Source organism: Labrys sedimenti (assembly GCF_034424805.1).
Classification (GTDB): domain Bacteria; phylum Pseudomonadota; class Alphaproteobacteria; order Rhizobiales; family Labraceae; genus Labrys; species Labrys sedimenti.
In genome coordinates, this window is sequence record NZ_JAXOUF010000001.1 from 535,565 (window position 1) to 553,236 (window position 17,672).

General features: G+C 63.2%; 20 protein-coding genes. 13 read left to right on the forward strand and 7 right to left on the reverse strand.

The window, feature by feature from the left end; genetic code table 11:
• Positions 1 to 2: 2 nt before the first annotated feature.
• Together U1R88_RS02465 and ilvD are read left to right on the forward strand one after the other, a co-directional pair.
• Positions 3 to 356, forward strand: a complete 354-nt coding sequence (locus U1R88_RS02465) for a DUF3734 domain-containing protein (protein ID WP_322430488.1) — start codon at positions 3 to 5, stop codon at positions 354 to 356.
• Between the two features lie 179 nt (positions 357 to 535).
• The gene (gene ilvD, locus U1R88_RS02470; RefSeq protein ID WP_322429819.1) at positions 536 to 2,377 is read left to right on the forward strand and encodes a dihydroxy-acid dehydratase; all 1,842 of its coding nucleotides are present in this window, start codon (positions 536 to 538) and stop codon (positions 2,375 to 2,377) included.
• Positions 2,378 to 2,527: 150 nt separating this feature from the next.
• On the opposite strand, the gene U1R88_RS02475 is transcribed toward ilvD, so the two are convergent.
• A complete protein-coding gene (locus U1R88_RS02475) occupies positions 2,528 to 3,010 on the reverse strand; it encodes a GNAT family N-acetyltransferase (protein ID WP_322429820.1) in 483 nt (160 codons plus the stop codon).
• A gap of 75 nt (positions 3,011 to 3,085) precedes the next feature.
• A complete protein-coding gene (locus tag U1R88_RS02480; protein WP_068282561.1) occupies positions 3,086 to 3,745 on the reverse strand; it encodes an alpha/beta hydrolase in 660 nt (219 codons plus the stop codon).
• Between the two features lie 391 nt (positions 3,746 to 4,136).
• On the opposite strand from U1R88_RS02480, the gene U1R88_RS02485 reads away from it, so the two are divergent.
• From U1R88_RS02485 to U1R88_RS02530, 10 genes are all read left to right on the forward strand, one after another.
• Positions 4,137 to 5,312, forward strand: coding sequence for a cysteine desulfurase family protein (locus U1R88_RS02485; protein WP_322430489.1), 1,176 nt, complete (start codon positions 4,137 to 4,139; stop codon positions 5,310 to 5,312).
• Positions 5,313 to 5,366: 54 nt separating this feature from the next.
• Positions 5,367 to 6,839 (forward strand): Fe-S cluster assembly protein SufB, encoded by a 1,473-nt coding sequence (gene sufB / locus U1R88_RS02490; protein ID WP_068282566.1) that lies wholly within the window; start codon positions 5,367 to 5,369, stop codon positions 6,837 to 6,839.
• Positions 6,840 to 6,893: 54 nt separating this feature from the next.
• Positions 6,894 to 7,640: a Fe-S cluster assembly ATPase SufC gene (gene sufC / locus U1R88_RS02495; RefSeq protein WP_068282568.1), complete on the forward strand. Its 747-nt coding sequence runs from the start codon at positions 6,894 to 6,896 to the stop codon at positions 7,638 to 7,640.
• Between the two features lie 2 nt (positions 7,641 to 7,642).
• Entirely contained in the window at positions 7,643 to 8,965 is a 1,323-nt protein-coding gene (gene sufD, locus U1R88_RS02500) for a Fe-S cluster assembly protein SufD (RefSeq protein WP_068282571.1), read from the forward strand.
• Positions 8,966 to 9,075: 110 nt separating this feature from the next.
• The gene (locus U1R88_RS02505; RefSeq protein ID WP_322429822.1) at positions 9,076 to 10,320 is read left to right on the forward strand and encodes a cysteine desulfurase; all 1,245 of its coding nucleotides are present in this window, start codon (positions 9,076 to 9,078) and stop codon (positions 10,318 to 10,320) included.
• Positions 10,321 to 10,331: 11 nt separating this feature from the next.
• Positions 10,332 to 10,715: an SUF system Fe-S cluster assembly protein gene (locus U1R88_RS02510; protein WP_068282576.1), complete on the forward strand. Its 384-nt coding sequence runs from the start codon at positions 10,332 to 10,334 to the stop codon at positions 10,713 to 10,715.
• Between the two features lie 111 nt (positions 10,716 to 10,826).
• Positions 10,827 to 11,204 (forward strand): HesB/IscA family protein, encoded by a 378-nt coding sequence (locus U1R88_RS02515; RefSeq protein WP_068283007.1) that lies wholly within the window; start codon positions 10,827 to 10,829, stop codon positions 11,202 to 11,204.
• A gap of 13 nt (positions 11,205 to 11,217) precedes the next feature.
• Positions 11,218 to 11,583, forward strand: a complete 366-nt coding sequence (locus U1R88_RS02520) for a TfoX/Sxy family protein (RefSeq protein ID WP_322429823.1) — start codon at positions 11,218 to 11,220, stop codon at positions 11,581 to 11,583.
• A gap of 33 nt (positions 11,584 to 11,616) precedes the next feature.
• A complete protein-coding gene (locus tag U1R88_RS02525; protein WP_311938224.1) occupies positions 11,617 to 11,886 on the forward strand; it encodes a DUF1467 family protein in 270 nt (89 codons plus the stop codon).
• Entirely contained in the window at positions 11,886 to 12,416 is a 531-nt protein-coding gene (locus U1R88_RS02530) for a DsbA family protein (RefSeq protein WP_322429824.1), read from the forward strand. The genes U1R88_RS02525 and U1R88_RS02530 overlap by 1 nt, the downstream gene beginning before the upstream one ends.
• Positions 12,417 to 12,569: 153 nt before the next feature.
• Here U1R88_RS02530 and U1R88_RS02535 read toward each other — a convergent pair whose 3' ends face one another.
• Positions 12,570 to 12,803 (reverse strand): DUF2842 domain-containing protein, encoded by a 234-nt coding sequence (locus U1R88_RS02535; RefSeq protein ID WP_322429825.1) that lies wholly within the window; start codon positions 12,801 to 12,803, stop codon positions 12,570 to 12,572.
• A 331-nt stretch (positions 12,804 to 13,134) separates the two neighbouring features.
• On the opposite strand from U1R88_RS02535, the gene U1R88_RS02540 reads away from it, so the two are divergent.
• Positions 13,135 to 14,220 carry a COX15/CtaA family protein gene (locus U1R88_RS02540; RefSeq protein ID WP_322429826.1) on the forward strand — a complete coding sequence of 362 codons (1,086 nt, stop codon included), beginning with the start codon at positions 13,135 to 13,137 and terminating at the stop codon, positions 14,218 to 14,220.
• Here U1R88_RS02540 and U1R88_RS02545 read toward each other — a convergent pair.
• From U1R88_RS02545 to U1R88_RS02560, 4 genes are all read right to left on the reverse strand, one after another.
• Complete coding sequence (locus U1R88_RS02545) at positions 14,199 to 15,485, reverse strand: O-acetylhomoserine aminocarboxypropyltransferase (RefSeq protein WP_322430490.1); 1,287 nt, start codon at positions 15,483 to 15,485, stop codon at positions 14,199 to 14,201. The genes U1R88_RS02540 and U1R88_RS02545 overlap by 22 nt on opposite strands.
• Before the next feature lie 155 nt (positions 15,486 to 15,640).
• Positions 15,641 to 16,162, reverse strand: a complete 522-nt coding sequence (locus U1R88_RS02550; protein WP_322429827.1) for a CoA-binding protein — start codon at positions 16,160 to 16,162, stop codon at positions 15,641 to 15,643.
• 30 nt (positions 16,163 to 16,192) lie between these two features.
• On the reverse strand, positions 16,193 to 16,795 hold the full coding sequence (locus tag U1R88_RS02555) for a hypothetical protein (RefSeq protein ID WP_322429828.1): 603 nt from the start codon (positions 16,793 to 16,795) through the stop codon (positions 16,193 to 16,195).
• A gap of 5 nt (positions 16,796 to 16,800) precedes the next feature.
• Positions 16,801 to 17,580 (reverse strand): NAD kinase, encoded by a 780-nt coding sequence (locus U1R88_RS02560; RefSeq protein ID WP_322429829.1) that lies wholly within the window; start codon positions 17,578 to 17,580, stop codon positions 16,801 to 16,803.
• Between the last annotated feature and the right edge of the window lie 92 nt (positions 17,581 to 17,672).

A 17,672-nucleotide genomic window follows, 5' to 3' on the forward strand; every position in this document is an offset into this window, starting at 1 on the left:
AGATCCAACATTCCAGCCGCACGCGGGCGGCGACCACTCGCGCCCGCGAACGCCAACGCCTGCGCGGCGCCCTCAAGCGCATCCTGGCGGAGTTGCCGGCTGATTTCGGCCTGGAGCAGGATGTCGAGCTGCTCAGCGAGGCGGTCGAGCGCAAGGCCTGCAATGTCGTGCAACTGATCTACAGGGCGCGCAATTATGAAGGGGCCAGCAAGGACTATGATTTCTCCCGGCTGATGATGGAAGAGCATTGGGCCTCCGGCTACGAGGATGCCTGCCATGCGCTCGACCATCCGGAGATCTTCCGCAAGCCCCGCAATGCCGAAGCGTTCGCCAGCTTCGATTTCGGCAGAGGCTAACGCTCCCGGGACGACAGGCGTCTCGCCTGCATCTTCCTTTCCGACGAATGTTATGTTTTCTCTTGGGAGAGCAGGCAAGACGCCTGCGCTCCCAGGAGGAAACAAGCTTGCCATTGCCGGCCGGGCGGCTCATATACGAACGCTTTCCCGCCTGATTTAACGAACGCACAGAGACGCCGATGCCCGCCTATCGTTCCCGTACCACCACCCATGGCCGCAACATGGCCGGTGCCCGTGGCCTCTGGCGCGCCACCGGCATGAAGGACGGGGATTTCGGCAAGCCGATCATCGCGGTCGTCAACTCCTTCACCCAGTTCGTGCCCGGCCATGTCCATCTCAAGGATCTCGGGCAGTTGGTCGCCCGCGAGATCGAGCAGGCCGGCGGCGTTGCCAAGGAATTCAACACCATCGCGGTGGATGACGGCATCGCCATGGGCCATGACGGCATGCTCTATTCGCTGCCTTCTCGCGAGCTGATCGCCGACAGCGTGGAATACATGGTCAATGCCCATTGTGCCGACGCGATGGTCTGCATTTCCAACTGCGACAAGATCACCCCCGGCATGCTGATGGCGTCCCTGCGCCTCAACATCCCGACGGTGTTCGTCTCCGGTGGTCCGATGGAGGCCGGCAAGGTCATCCTGGGCGGCAAGACCAAGGCGCTGGATCTTGTCGATGCCATGGTCGCCGCCGCCGACGACAAGGTCTCCGACGAGGACGTCAAGGCGATCGAGCGCTCGGCCTGTCCGACCTGCGGCTCCTGCTCGGGCATGTTCACCGCCAATTCGATGAACTGCCTCACCGAGGCCCTCGGCCTGTCGCTGCCCGGCAACGGCTCGACGCTCGCCACCCATGCCGATCGCAAGCGCCTCTTCGTCGAGGCCGGCCATCTCATTGTCGATCTGGCACGCCGCTATTACGAACAGAATGACGAGAGCGTGCTGCCGCGCCAGGTCGCCAGTTTCGGCGCTTTCGAGAATGCCATGACGCTCGACATCGCCATGGGCGGTTCGACCAACACGGTGCTGCACATCCTGGCTGCCGCGCATGAAGGCGAAATCGCCTTCACCATGGACGACATCGACCGGCTGTCGCGGCGCGTGCCCGTGCTCTGCAAGGTCGCCCCGGCCGTCAGCCACGTCCATATGGAGGACGTCCACCGGGCCGGCGGCATCATGGGCATTCTCGGCGAACTCGATCGCGCCGGCCTGATCAACCGCGATCTTCCGACCGTGCATTCGGCCACCATGGCGGATGCGCTGGAACGCTGGGATATCGTGCGCACCAAGAGCGAGAGCGTACGCGAATTCTTCAAGGCCGCGCCGGGCGGGGTGCCGACCCAGGTCGCCTTCAGCCAGGATCGGCGCTGGGACGACGTCGATATCGACCGCGAGAAGGGCGTGATACGCTCAGCCGAGCATGCCTATTCCAAGGATGGCGGGCTCGCGGTGCTGAAGGGCAATCTGGCGCTCGACGGCTGCATCGTGAAGACCGCCGGCGTCGATGAATCCATCCTGAAATTCGCCGGCCCCGCCGTGGTGTTCGAGAGCCAGGACGCGGCCGTCGACGGCATCCTGAACGGCAAGGTCAAGGCCGGCGACGTCGTCGTCATCCGCTATGAAGGACCGCGCGGCGGGCCGGGCATGCAGGAAATGCTGTATCCGACCAGCTACCTGAAGTCGAAGGGCCTGGGCAAGGCCTGCGCCCTGATCACCGATGGCCGCTTTTCCGGCGGCACGTCGGGCCTGTCGATCGGCCATGCCTCGCCGGAAGCGGAAGAGGGCGGCACCATCGGCCTGGTCGAGCCGGGTGACCGCATCGAGATCGACATCCCCAACCGCACCATCGTGCTGGCCGTGCCGGAAGCCGAGCTCGATCGCCGCCGCGCCGCCAAGGGAGCCGCCCCCTGGCGCCCGGCCGCACCGCGCAAGCGCAAGGTCACCACGGCGCTGCGCGCCTATGCCGCCATGGCCACCAGCGCCGCCAAGGGCGCCGTGCGCCAGGTACCGGATTTCGATTGAGCCCGGCGTGCCGGTCTTCTGAACTTCATCGAGAGATGGAGTGGGACCGGCACTTTCTTCCTGGGATCGCCCGCTTCCAGCCGGCTCTTCCTCATCGGCGGGTGCAGTGCTTCCAAGAGCCGGCTGGAAGCCGGCGGTCCCGGAACATCCTCAGCCGCCTCTAGCCAGCTTCTCCAGTGCCTCGCCGGTCAGGCGGCAGCCGATCCATTCCTTGCGCAGCACCGCGCCCTGCCTTTCGTAGAAGCCGATGGCGGGCTCGTTCCAGTCGAGCACCGCCCATTCGAAGCGGCCGAGCTTTTCCGTGACACAGCGCTGGGCGAGATGGCGGAGCAGGGCCTGGCCGATGCGGTGGCCGCGAAACGCTTCCTTCACGAAGAGATCTTCGAGATAGATGCCGTGGCGGCCGAGGAAGGTCGAGTAGTTGTAGAACCACAGGGCGAAACCGGCGGTCTCGCCTTGCCACTGGGCTATCTCGCAGAAGACGCGCGGGTTGGGGCCGAACAGGCTGGCGCTGATGTCGGCTTCGGTGGCGACCGCCTCATGTTCGAGCTTCTCATAAAGCGCCAAGCCGCGGATCAAATCCAGCACGGTTGCGGTATCGGCCGGTTCGGCGCGGCGGATGGTCAGGGACATTGTCGTGCTCCAACAAAAAGCCCGCCTTGCGGGCGGGCTGACTGTGTTGCCTGAAACCGTGATTTCAACGCTAACTCAGGCTGCGTCGATATCGTTCAGGCCGAGGCGCTTGTCGAGATAGGACGAGCAGGAGGCGATCAGCTCATCCGTCTTGTTGTCGAAGAAATGGTTGGCGCCGGGGATGACCGACTGCTCGATGACGATGCCCTTCTGCGTCTTCAGCTTGGAGACCAGGGTCTCGACATCCTTGAGCGGCGCAACGCGATCGGCGTCGCCATGCACGATCAGGCCGGAGGACGGGCAGGGGGCAAGGAAGGAGAAGTCGAAGCGATTGGCCGGAGGCGCCACCGAGATGAAGCCTTCGATTTCCGGGCGGCGCATCAGGAGCTGCATGCCGATCCAGGCCCCGAACGAGACGCCGGCGATCCAGCAGGACTTGGCATCGGGCGTCACCGCCTGCACCCAGTCGAGCGCTGAGGCAGCATCGGAAAGCTCGCCCGCGCCGTGGTCGAAGGAGCCCTGGCTGCGGCCGACGCCACGGAAATTGAAACGCAAGGCCGAAAAACCGCGCTGCACGAAGGCATAGAACAGGTCGTAGACGATCTTGTTGTTCATCGTCCCGCCAAATTGCGGATGCGGATGCAGGACGATCGCAATGGGGGCTCCACGCTGCTTGGACGGCTGGAAGCGGCCTTCGATGCGGCCTGCCGGGCCGGTGAACGTAACTTCGGGCATATATTGAGTTGCCTTTTTCGTGTGCCAGAGCAGAGCTCGGTTGATCCGAACGGTTCCCGTGAGTCGAGTTCCGCGAGAACTTCGAAACCTCGCAGGATATCCGGGCCCTCCCTAGGGCGGACCACGAATTCCCGCTTGGGCTTCGCGCTCCGGCTCCGATGACTGGCCTTGACGGCTGAGGGAGGCAGGAGTATGACTTTAGAATAATTCTAATGACTTAGAGACATTCTAAAGTAGCCCATCGCTTGAATGCGATGCGCTTTGATCCATGCGCCGATGAGGACGCATTGCACCCAGCCCGCGTTCGGGTAGCGCTTCTTAACACGAAGAGCAGGGCGTTTTGCAAGCTTTTCCGCATTGGCAGAGCGGCAGAACAACGGATTTTTGGGGTTTGACCAGGTCGCGCACCTATCTGGACCACAATGCAACCACGTCGTTGCGGCAGGAGGCTCGCGCCGCTATGCTGTCCGCGCTGGATCTTTGTGGTGCGCCGTCTTCCGTTCATGCCGATGGGCGTGCGGTGCGCAGGGTGGTTGAGGCTGCGCGCCATGACGTCGCCGATCTTGTCGGCGCGCTCGCCAAGAACGTGGTTTTCTGCGCCTCCGCTACGGAAGCCAACAATCTGGCCCTCAATCTCGACTGGCAACGCCCCGGTAAGCCTCCCCTCCGGCGCATGGCTGTATCCAGCGTGGAGCATGCCAGCGTATTGAATGGCGTGCGTCCGCAGAACACCGAACTCGACCTCCTGCCGGTGGATGGAAATGGGGTGCTCGATCTCGGTGCACTCGAGGCCCGGCTTGCCACCTGGCGCGAATGCGGAGAGACGGGCCTGGTTTCGGTGATGCTGGCCAACAACGAGACCGGAGTGGTGCAGCCGGTGGCCGAGATCGCCGCTCGCGTGCGTGAAGCCGGCAGCCTGTTTCATTGCGACGCCGCGCAGGCCGCCGGGAAGATAGCGTGTTTTATCAATGAGATAGGAGCGGATCTTCTGACGATTTCGAGCCACAAGCTCGGCGGTCCGCTCGGCGCCGGCGCCTTGGTGCTGGCCAGCGACGGCTTGCACCAGCCCAATGCCCTCATCCGCGGCGGTGGCCAGGAGAAGGGTTTGCGGGCCGGGACCGAGAACGTGCCGGCACTCGCCGGCTTCGGCGCGGCAGCGCACGCCGCAGCGCGGGACCTTGCGGCTTATGGGCAGGAGAGCCTTGTCCTGCGTTCGAAGCTGGAGACCGCGTTGCGGGACGCATCGCCGGATATCGTGCTGTTCGGCGGGGGCGTGGAGCGCCTGCCGAACACGCTGAATTTCGCCGAACCGGGGATGGCGGCGGAAACGACGTTGATCGCGCTGGATCTTGAGGGTATCTCCGTCTCCTCGGGATCTGCCTGCTCGTCGGGCAAGGTGAAGGTCAGCCATGTGCTGACGGCGATGGGCGTGGCGCCGGCGCTGGCCGGTTGCGCCTTGCGCGTGTCGCTGGGACGGGAAACCACAGTCCAAGAGATCGAGTTTTTTGTCGCGACCTGGAAAAGGCTGCGCAAGAACTTACATGACAGAAGGCATCGGGCGGCTTAAACCCCCGTCCGATCTGTAAAATTTGCTGCTTTCGGGCGGCACCAGGAGACCAACATGCCTGCAGTCCAGGAAACCGTCGAACAGGTCCGGGCGATCGACGTCGACCAGTATAAATATGGCTTCGTCACGGACATCGAGATGGAGCTTGCGCCCAAAGGCCTGTCCGAAGAGATCGTTCGCTATATCTCGGCCAAGAAGGGCGAGCCTGACTGGATGACCGAATGGCGCCTCGACGCCTACCGGCGCTGGATCACCATGCAGGAACCGACCTGGGCGCGCGTTGAATATCCGCCGATCGACTTCCAGGATCTCTATTACTATGCGGCGCCCAAGCAGAACGCCGCGCCGAAATCGCTCGACGAGATCGATCCGGCCATTCTCAAGACCTATGAAAAGCTCGGCATTCCCCTGCGCGAAGTCGAGATCCTCGAAGGTGTGGCGCCGGCCAACCGCATCGCCGTCGACGCGGTCTTCGACTCGGTTTCCGTCGTCACCACCTTCAAGGATGAACTGAAGAAGGCCGGCGTGATCTTCTGCTCGATCTCCGAGGCGTTGCGCGAGCATCCGGACCTGGTGAAGAAATATCTCGGCACCGTGGTGCCGACCACCGACAATTTCTACGCCACGCTGAACTCGGCCGTGTTCTCTGACGGTTCCTTCGTCTACGTGCCGCCGGGCGTGCGCTGCCCGATGGAGCTGTCGACCTATTTCCGCATCAATGAGGAAAAGACCGGCCAGTTCGAGCGCACTTTGATCATCGCCGACAAGGGCGCCTACGTCTCCTATCTCGAAGGCTGCACCGCCCCGAGGCGTGACGAGAACCAGCTCCATGCCGCCGTGGTCGAGCTGATCGCGCTCGAGGACGCCGAGATCAAATATTCCACCGTGCAGAACTGGTATCCGGGTGACTCCGAGGGCAAGGGCGGCATCTATAATTTCGTCACCAAGCGTGGCGATTGCCGCGGTGCGCGCTCGAAGATCTCCTGGACCCAAGTCGAGACCGGCTCGGCCATCACCTGGAAATACCCGTCCTGCATCCTGCGCGGCGAAGGCTCCCAGGGCGAGTTCTACTCGATCGCAGTCTCGAACGGCCGCCAGCAGGTCGATAGCGGTACCAAGATGATCCATCTGGGCAAGAACACCAAGAGCCGGATCATCTCAAAGGGCATCTCGGCCGGCCATTCCAACAACACCTATCGCGGCCTTGTCTCTGCCCATCGCAAGGCCACGGGCGCCCGCAACTTCACCAATTGCGATTCGCTGCTGATCGGCGAGCACTGCGGGGCGCACACCGTGCCCTATATCGAGTCGAAGAACTCGACCGCGGTGTTCGAGCATGAGGCCACCACCTCGAAGATCTCGGACGATCAGCTGTTCTACTGCCTCCAGCGCGGCCTGTCGGCCGAGGAGGCCACGGCCCTGATCGTCAACGGCTTCGTCAAGGACGTGCTTCAGCACCTGCCGATGGAATTCGCGGTCGAAGCGCAGAAGCTCATCTCCATCAGCCTCGAGGGCAGTGTCGGCTGAGCCGGCGCATCACATCTTTCACGCTGCGGCGTCACTATTTCCAGGAACTCTACGATGCTCGAAATCAAGAACCTCCATGCCGAAATCGACGGCAAGCCGATCATCCAGGGGCTGAGCCTCACGGTGAAGGACGGCGAAGTCGCAGCGATCATGGGCCCGAACGGCTCCGGCAAGTCGACCCTCTCCTATATCCTGGCCGGCAAGGAGGATTATGAGGTCACGCAGGGCGAGATCCTGCTCGACGGCGAGAACATCCTCGAGATCCCGGTCGAGGAGCGCGCGGCGCGCGGCGTCTTCCTGGCCTTCCAGTATCCGCTCGAAATTCCCGGCGTCGCCACCATGACCTTCCTGAAGGCCGCCTTGAATGCCCAGCGCAAGGCGCGCGGCGAGGCCGAGCTTTCCACGCCGGACTTCATCAAGCGCGTGAACAGCGCTGCCGACGAGCTTAAGATCTCGAAGGAAATGCTGCGCCGTGCCTTCAATGTCGGCTTCTCGGGCGGCGAAAAGAAGCGCATGGAAATCCTGCAGATGGCACTGCTGCAGCCGAGCCTCGCCGTGCTCGACGAGACCGATTCTGGCCTCGACATCGACGCTTTGCGCATCGTGGCCGACGGCGTGAACGCGCTGCGCTCGCCCAAGCGCTCCTTCATCGTCATCACCCACTATCAGCGCCTGCTCAACCACATCGTTCCCGACAGCGTGCATGTCCTCTCCAAGGGGCGCATTGTGAAGTCGGGCGGCAAGGAACTGGCGCTCGAGCTCGAAGCCAACGGCTATCGCGACTACGAGGAAGCTGCGTAACCATGGCCAATATCGTTGCTGTGAAGACTTCGGCCGAGACGGCGCTGGACGAGGCGTTCGGCGGCCTGCGCGAGGCGCTGCCCGGTGTCGCGGCCGTGCGCGGCCTGCGCGACGGGGCCATTGCCCGTTTCCGCGAAAGCGGTTTGCCGCATCGCCGGGTCGAGGAGTGGAAATATACCGATCTGCGCAACCTGATGCGCGATGCCAATCCCGTCGCGACCGGTCCGCAGGGAACGCCCGCTGCGGCGGGCAAGGCGGAGGATTTTCTCGCCGGGCTCGACCATATTCGCCTGGTCGTCGTCGACGGTGCCTATTCGCCGGCGCTGTCGAACATTGCGGCATTGCCGGCCGGGCTGAAGGTGACTTCGCTCGCCGAAGCGCTTGCCTCGACGGATGATGCCCTCATCGCCGATCTCAGCGCCGGAGCGCCTGACAACGCGGTGCTCGATCTCAACACCGCCTTCATGAGCGATGGCGTGGTGGTGAGCGTCGATGCAGGCGTCGAGATCGGCCTACCGGTCGCCATCGAGACCCGCCACACCGGTACGGTGGCGCAGGCGACCTTCACGCGTTCGCTGGTGGTCCTGGGTGCCGGCGCCAAGCTGACGCTGATCGACAGCTATGAGGGCCCGGAGGGCGTTGCCCATCAGACCAATGCGGCGCTCGCCGTCAAGGTCGGCGATGGGGCCGAATTGCAGCGCATCAGCTTCCAGGTCCAGGGCCTCGAAGCCCAGCATATCTCCACCGTGCTGGCTTCGCTCGGCAAGGAGTCGGTGCTGCAGAGCTTTGCCCTGGAGGCGGGAGCCGCCGTGGCGCGCAACCAGCTCTTCGTCACCTATCGGGGTGACGACGCCAAGATCGTGCTGTCGGGCGCCACGCTGCTGGCCGGCAAGCGTCATGCCGACACCACTTTGGTGGTGGATCACATGGCACTTGGCGGTGAGAGCCGCGAACTCTTCCACGCGGTGATCGACGACGAAGCTCGCTCGGTGTTCCAGGGCAAGATCGTGGTCCGTCAGGGCGCACAGAAGACCGACGGACGCATGATGAGCCGGTCGCTGCTGCTGTCGGAAACGGCAGAGGCCAACGCCAAGCCGGAGCTCGAGATCTTCGCAGACGACGTCGTCTGCGCCCATGGCGCGACCTGTGGCGCTTTGGACGAGGATCTCCTGTTCTACTGCAAGGCCCGCGGCATCCCGCAGAAGGAGGCCGAGGCGATCCTCGTCCAGGCTTTCATCGGCGAGGCCATCGAGACGGTGGAGAACGAGGAACTGCGTGAGCGGCTCAATGCTCTCACCGAGGCCTGGCTCGACAAGCGGGCCTGACACGGGCGGGCGCCATTCATGCGAACGGCGCCCCTCGACAAAGAATGCTGGCGCGGCGCCATTCGAGGCTTCGCGCAAATCCGCAGCTCGCTGCTGGAAGGAATGGGAACGTGAACAAGCCCGTCGCCGCACTTCCTTATGACCTGGCCAAGGTCCGCGCCGACTTTCCGGCCCTGTCGCTGCAGGTCCACGGCAAGCCGCTGGTCTATCTCGACAACGGTGCTTCCGCCCAGAAGCCCCAGGCAGTGCTCGATCGCATGATGCATGCCTACACCCATGAATATGCGAATGTTCACAGGGGTTTGCATTACCTTGCGAATGCGGCGACGGAAGCCTACGAGGCCGGCCGCGAGAGCGTGCGCAAGTTCCTCAACGCGCCTTCGATTGAACAGATCATCTTCTCGCGCTCCGCAACGGAGTCCCTCAACCTCGTCGCCGCCTCCATGGGGCGGCTGCTCGAGATCGGCGAGGGCGACGAGATCGTGCTCTCGATCATGGAGCACCATTCCAACATCGTGCCCTGGCACTTTCATCGCGAGCGCGCCGGTGCCGTGCTGAAATGGGCGCCGATCCGCGAGGACGGCTCCTTCGATATCGAGGCTTTCGAAAGGCTCCTGGGGCCGCGCACCAAGATGGTGGCAATCACCCATATGTCGAACGTGCTGGGCACGGTGACGCCGCTCAAGGAAATCGTTGCTTTGGCCCATGCCCGCGGCATTCCGGTGTTGGCCGACGGCAGTCAGGGTGCTGTGCATCTCGACGTCGACGTGCAGGATCTCGACGTCGACTTCTATGCCTTCACCGGCCACAAGGTCTACGGGCCCACCGGCATCGGCGTGCTCTACGGCAAGAAGGAATGGCTGGAGCGCATGCCGCCCTTCAACGGCGGCGGCGAGATGATCGGCGAGGTGACCGAAGACAACATCACCTACGCCACGCCGCCCCATCGCTTCGAAGCCGGCACGCCGCCGATCGTGCAGGCGATCGGCCTGGGCGCCGCGGTGGACTATATGATGGCGCTTGGCCGTGATAACATCCGGGCTCACGAGGAGAAGCTCCTGCATTATGCCCAGGAGCGCCTATCCAAGCTCAATTCGATCCGGATTTTCGGTGAAGCGCCGGGCAAGGGCGGTATCGTCTCCTTCGAGTTGAAGAATGCCCATGCCCATGACGTAGCGACCGTGCTGGATCGCTACGGTATCGCGGTGCGCGCAGGAACGCATTGCGCTCAACCGCTTTTGGCGCGATATGGCGTAACTTCGACCTGCCGCGCCTCCTTCGGGCTTTACAATACGCTCGACGAGGTAGATGCACTGGTCGAGGCGCTGATCAAGGCGCAGAGCTTTTTCGCATGACGGAGGCAGTGATGGCCGACGGAAATCTGGCCGAGACCCGGCCCAATGAACCGGCTGTCGCAGGGGCGACGGCCTTGCCGCCGGAAGAGATCGATCGGCTGACCGATGCGATCGTGGCCGCCCTCAAGACCGTCTACGATCCGGAAATTCCGGCCGACATCTACGAGCTCGGCCTGATCTACCGTGTCGAGATCGCCGACGATCGCAAGGTGAGCATCGACATGACGCTCACGGCGCCAGGTTGCCCGGTTGCGGGCGAGATGCCCGGCTGGGTGGAGAATGCCGTGGCGAGCGTGCCCGGCGTTTCCGAGGTCCAGGTGAAGATGGTTTTCGATCCGCCGTGGGATCAGTCGCGCATGTCCGATGAAGCACGCGTCGCGCTGGATATGTGGTGAGGGATCCAATTCCCTCCCTCTCGCATTCGCGCCGAGTCGCGCTTATATTCGTGGGGTAAACCGAGCGCCGGGCCTTGAACCCGGTGTTGTTGGAGTGTTCCAGTGAGCAAGATCCGTCCGAAGTTCAAGGTCGTTTCGCTGACCGATGCCGCGGCTGACAAGATCAAGGCCATCATGGCCAATGCCGAGCGGCCCTATGAAGGCGTGCGCGTCGGCGTCAAGAATGGCGGCTGCGCCGGCATGTCCTACACGATGGAATATGCCGAAACGGCCAATCCGCTCGACGAGGTGGTCGAGGACAAGGGTGTCAAGGTCCTGATCGATCCCAAGGCCGTGCTGTTCTTGCTCGGCACGGAGATGGACTACAAGACCGACAAGCTTTCGGCTCAGTTCGTGTTCAACAACCCCAACCAGACCTCCGCCTGCGGCTGCGGCGAGTCGGTGGCGATCACGCCGGCTGCGAGTGGCGCGCTGGAAGCAACGGCCTGAGGCCTGTCGCAGGATGGATCACGAGCATCTGCGCGATCTCTTCGCCGGTATGCCGCGTCTATCCATTCGCCGCTTGTTCGGCGGGGTCGGCCTTTATTCCGATGGCGTGGTCTTCGCGCTCGGTGCTTTCGATGAGATCTGGATCAAGGCGGATGCCGAGAGCCAGCCTCTGTTCGAACAGGCAGGTTCGCGCCCTTTCCGCTACCGGGGCAAGAACCGGGACGTGCAGCTGCCTTATTGGAGCTTGCCGGACCAGGCGCTGGACGATCCCGACGAGGCGCTGAAATGGGCTCGGCTCGGCCTCATGGTTTCCTTGCGCGCGCCGAAGCAGGCGTCTAAAGCAAAACGTTCCAGGAAGAGCACGTCGCAGCCTTTGTGAGTGTTCTCGTATCCTCGATATCGGACCGTCGCCATGTCCATCGTGCTTTCGATCGCCCTGTTCTTCGTCATCTGGTGGATGACGCTGTTCGCCGTGCTGCCGCTTGGCGTGAAGAGCCAGTTCGAGGGCGGCGAGGTGGTGCCAGGCACCGAGGCTGGCGCGCCGCAAAGGCCGATGCTTCTGAAGAAGGCGGGCATCACCACGGTGATCGCCGCGGCGATCTTCACCTGCGTCTACCTCGTCGTGTCGAAACATTGGATGCCGCACCAGATCTTCGACATCGTACCGGACCTGAAGCAATAATGGCCGTGCTTTCACGCGATGTCGGTGCGCAGGACCATGTGAAGGGGCCGGCCGATGCGCCGGTCACCCTGGTCGAGTACGGCGATTTCGAATGCCCCTATTGCGGGGAGACCGTCGGCGTGATCGACGGCGTCCAGCGTCTGATGGGTGACAGGCTGCGCTATGTCTTTCGACATTTTCCCCTGGTCGAGCCGCATCCCTATGCCCTGCATGCCGCCGGCCTGGCCGAGGCAGCGGCGGAAGTCGGGCGGTTCTGGGAGGCGCATCGCATTCTCTACGACAACCAGCACGCACTCGATGACAGGGCGCTGCGCAGTTACGGGCGCCGGCTCGGCCTCGGACAGGAAGTCGTCGAGGCAGCCTTGGGAGGGCGCTATGCCGCCAGGATTGAGCTCGATTTCCAGAGCGGCATCGCCAGCGGCGTGAATGCGACGCCGACCCTGTTCATCAATGGCGCCCGTCACGATGGCCGGCGCGATCTCAGGGGGCTGCATGCGGCCCTGCTGGCTGCCGCGGAGGGTGGCCGCTGAGCGAGGGTTAGCGTCGCGCGTGTTGCCGCCCCGGTAAGGGAAGGCGGGTGCAATATGGTGTGCCGATCTTCAGATCGGCATTCCGCCGGCTTTCTCGAAAAGTGCCGATCTGAAGATCGGCACACCAGGGGGAGGGGCGAGCAGTTACCCGGCCTATCCCTTCGGCTTGCTCCCGGGCTTTTCCATCCATTTGATGATGAGCATGGCCGGGAAGATCCAGGCAAGGCCCAGAATGGCATAGAGGATGGGTTGCAGCCAGGCGGGGGCATCGGTGATGCGGCCTTCCGCCAAGGCCATGGCGAGGAGGGCGTAGACCACGACCAGCACCAGCATCGCCAGCGAACCGACCAGTTTGCGCAGGGACGGGGCCTTGTAGTCTTGGGCCATGATCTCGAACTCCGTGGCCAGCGCCGGTACGGGGCGGCGAGGCGGGTATTGCCTTTGAAGTGCGACGCGAGCGCGCGTTGCTCCGGCCAGGCGATTTCTATATCTGTGCGCCCTAGAGCAAAGCGCGTTCGTGACCGAACGCTTGTTTGCTCTAACTCCTTGTTTCGACGCGTCTTTGCGATTCAAGGTGATTCCATGTAATCGCAAAACGCTTTAGAACAAAGAGCGTTTCGACGGAAACGCTTCTTTCTTCCGGCTCGGTGTTTCGCTGCGCGTTCCAGATGTCGCAAAGCGCGCGATGCGAGCCGGTCGATCAGGAAAGGCAATCAACGTGGCCGCCATTGCAGACAATCCCGCCACCATCGGCATGAGTCGCGGCCACCTCGCTGCCATCCGCGCCTGGCTCGTCGTCGTAGCGGTGCTGGTGATTGCCATGGTGGTGGTGGGCGGCGCCACGCGCCTGACCGAATCCGGGCTGTCGATCACCGAATGGCAACCGATCAAGGGCACCATTCCGCCGCTGTCCGCCGGCGAATGGGCGGCTGAATTCGAGAAATACAAACAGATCCCGCAATATGTGAAGCTGAACCTCGGCATGACGCTCGAGGAGTTCAAGTTCATCTATTGGTGGGAGTGGAGCCACCGCCTGTTGGGCCGCCTGATCGGCATCGTCTTCGCCGTGCCTTTCCTGATCTTCTGGCTGCGCGGCTGGCTCACGCCCAGGCTCACCGTGAAGCTGGTCGGCCTGCTCGCGCTCGGGGGCAGCCAGGGATTGCTGGGCTGGTGGATGGTGAAATCGGGCCTGGCCGATCGGACAGAGGTCTCCGAATATCGCCTGGCCATGCATCTGACCCTGGCCTGTCTCATTCTCACTGCGATCGTCTGGGTGGCATCCTCGCTCAAGGAAGAACGCTTCGGCGGGGCCGTGCCGGGAGCTGCGAGGGCGATTGCCTATGCCCTGGTGCCGCTGATCCTGGTTCAGATCTTCATGGGCGGCCTCGTCGCCGGCCTGAGGGCCGGCATGGCCTACAACACCTGGCCTCTGATGGACGGCCATTTCATCCCGACGCTGAACAATCTCTACATCATGGCACCCACCTGGGTGAACCATTTCGAGAACGCGCTGACCGTGCAGTTCCAGCACCGCATGGTGGCCTATCTCATCGTGGCGCTGGCGCTGCTGCAGGCCTGGCTGGCTGTGCGTGGCGGCAACGGCCCGGCGCGCGGCCGGGCCCTGCTGGTGGCGGCCGTGGCGCTGAGCCAGGCCGTGATCGGTATCATCACGCTCGTGCTGGTCGTGCCGCTCTGGGCAGGCATCCTGCACCAGCTCGGCGGCGTCCTGCTGCTCACCGCTGCGACGGTGCACGCACAGCGGCTGGTTGCAGGGCCGGCGCCTCAGTCTCCGGCGAGGGCCTGATCGAGGTCGGCAATGATGTCCTTGACATCCTCGATGCCGACGGAAATGCGCACCACGTCGGGACCTGCGCCCGCTGCCTTCTTCTGCTCGTCGGACAATTGCCGATGGGTGGTCGAGGCCGGGTGAATGATCAGCGAGCGGGTATCGCCGACATTGGCGAGATGCGAGAACAGTTTGACGTTCGATACCAGCTGGATACCGGCCTCGTTGCCGCCCTTCAGGCCGAAGGTGAACACCGCCCCGGCGCCCTTGGGGCAGTATTTGCGGGCGAGGGCGTTGTAGCGGTCGGCATCGAGGCCAGGATAGGACACCCAGGCCACGCCCGGATGCTCGGCCAGATATTGCGCGACGGCCAGGGCGTTGTCCGAGTGCTTTTGCATGCGCAGCGGCAGAGTCTCGATGCCCGTCAGGATCAGGAAGGCGTTGAAGGGCGACAGCGCCGGGCCGAGGTCGCGCAGGCCGAGCACCCGCGCGGCGATGGCGAAGGCGAAATTGCCGAAGGTTTCGCCGATGACGATGCCGTTATATTCCGGGCGCGGTGCCGACAGGAAGGGATAGCGGCCCGAGGAGAGCCAGTCGAACTTGCCGCCATCGACGATGACGCCGCCGATCGAGTTGCCATGCCCGCCCAGGAATTTGGTGGCCGAGTGGACCACGATGTCGGCGCCGAAGTCGATCGGGCGGGTGAGATAGGGCGAGGCCAGGGTGTTGTCGACGATCAGCGGTACGCCGGCCTTCTTGGCAATGGCGGCAATGGCGGCGATGTCGGTGATGATGCCGCCGGGATTGGCGATGGATTCGATGAAGATCGCCTTGGTCTTCGGCGTCACCGCCGCGGCAAAAGTGGAAGGATCATTGGCATCGGCCCAGCGGACGTTCCAGTCGAACGAGCGGAAGGAATGGTTGAACTGGTTGATCGAGCCGCCATAGAGCTTGTTGGAGGCGATGAACTCGTCACCCGGCTGCAACAGGGTATGGAACACCAGCATCTGTGCGGCATGGCCCGAGGCGACGGCCAGGGCGGCGGTGCCGCCTTCCAGCGCGGCGACGCGCTCTTCCAGCACCGCATTGGTGGGGTTGGTGATGCGCGAATAGATGTTGCCGAAAGCCTGCAGCCCGAACAGCGAGGCGGCATGGTCGACATCGTCGAAGACGAAGGACGTCGTCTGGTAGATCGGCGTGGCACGCGCGCCTGTAGTCGGGTCGGGTTGTGCGCCCGCGTGAACGGCAAGCGTTGAAAACCCTGGTTGTTGCCCAGCTGACATCATGATCCTCCTTGGATGGTCTTGTGGAATGCTTGGCCGCAATGACGCGGCGTTGGTGAATTGGTGTCATTGCGAGCGCAGCGAAGCAATCCAGTTTTTGTAGGAGGCCTCTGGCTTGCTTTGCTGCGCCTGTAATGACAGACAGTATCAGCAGCCTACCGGCGCAGGCCGAGGCGCTGGAAGCCGCGATTGTCGCGTGTGGCGCGTTTGGAAGAAATGGCGCCGGAATTGACGCCGGCCCAGCCGATCTCGCCGGAAAGTCGGCCATACTCGATCTTGGGGCAGCGATTCATCACCACCTCGATGCCAGCGGCTTCCGCTTTCGCAGCCGCCGCATCGTTGCGCACCGTCAACTGCATCCAGATCACCTTGGGCAGGACAGGCAGGGCCAGGATTTCGTCGACCACAGCGCCGGCTGCCTCGGAGTTGCGGAAGATGTCGACCATGTCGACGGGGCCGGGCAGGGCTGCCAGGCTGGCATAAACCGGCAGATCCAGGATGGTCTTGCCGGCGAGGCCGGGATTGATCGGGAACATCTGATAGCCACGCAGCTTGAGATATTTCAGCACGAAATAACTCGGCCGGACCTCATTGGCCGAAGCGCCGACCATGGCAATGCTGTGAACCTTGCGCAGGATGTCGCCGATACAGTCGTCAGAATAGCTGTCGTGGTTCATTCACACATCCGTCGGTCGTCGATCGGTCAATCAATTGGCTTCGGCTATCGGTTTGAGCTTGTCGAGGAAGGGTTTCACCACCTCGGCATTGCCGGGAAGGGGCGTCAAGGCTTGCAGAGAGGCAAACTGCTCGTCGAGCTGCTGCAGCGCTTCCTTCTTCTTTTCGGGAGTGAGGCTTTGGTCCGCCTCGATCTCGGCCCGTGCCTTGGCTTTGTCTGTCTCGGGATCGTTCTGGCTGCTGTCGGCGGCACCGTTATTGTCGGGGACATCGGCCTGATAGGCCAGCATCACCGAGTTGGTGACGATATCGAGCGCGTCGAGATCCTTGAAATCATATTTGGCCAGGATCGCATCGGTGCGTGTCTTGGCTTCGGCGATGTCCTGGAATGCCGGCAGGGAGGCCACCGGATCGTCGCCGGGCGTGTCGGAACGGTCGCCATATTTCTTGGTGAGATCAGCGGCAAGGACCGTCAACTCGGCGCGGGCGGCGATGAACTTCTCCACCATCGGCGCGGTCAGCTTGACCTGGTCGTCGCTCGCACCGGCCGGATCGACGAGGAAACAGGCCGATAGAGCCAGGCCCGAAGCAAGACATAGGCGGCGGGCGAATTGCCTGAAGGTGGAAGCGTGCATGTGGGCTACCAATCGAATTGCTCGCGCAGGATGCGTTCGTCGAGTGAATGCCCCGGATCATGCAGCATGACGAGGTCTTGCGACGAATCCATGGCTATCTCGACGCGCTGCACGTCTTTGACCTCAACATTGTCGCCGACCGCATTGACCGGCCGCTTGGCCGGCTCCAGCACTTCTATGGTGACGCGCGCGCGCTGCGGCAGGATGGCACCGCGCCATCGGCGAGGGCGAAACGCCGAGATCGGAGTGAGCGCCAGCAGGGGCGCCTCCAGGGGCAGGATCGGACCGTTGGCCGACAGATTATAGGCGGTCGATCCGGCCGGCGTCGCTACGATCAGGCCATCGCAGATCAGGCTCTCCAGCCGGACATGCTCATCGATCGAAATTCTCAGCTTGGCTGCCTGGAAACGGGCGCGCAGCAGCGATACCTCGTTGATGGCATAGGATTTCGATGTCTGGCCACGCGTGTCGACCGCGCACATCGCAAGCGGATGCACCACGCTGCGCCGGGCCTTGGCCAAGCGGTCATGCAGGTCGTTTTCGCGGAACTCGTTCATCAGGAAGCCGACGGAGCCACGATTCATGCCGTAAATCGGAAGCTTGCGGCCCATCAGTCTGTGCAATGTCTGCAGCATGAGGCCATCACCGCCGAGAGCGACGACAACCTCCGCCTCCTCGATCGGGACGTTGCCATAGCGGGCCGTGAGCGACTTGAGCGCCTTGCGCGCCGAAGCGGTCGCGGTGGCCACGAAGGCGATCTTCTCGAAATGCTGTTTGCTGGTCACGAATGGAATCGCAATGGGAATGTTCGCTGGACCAGGGCAAGCCCGGGTCGATGGGTAAGGCAGGCGACGCATGCCCGGCGCCAGCCTATCGC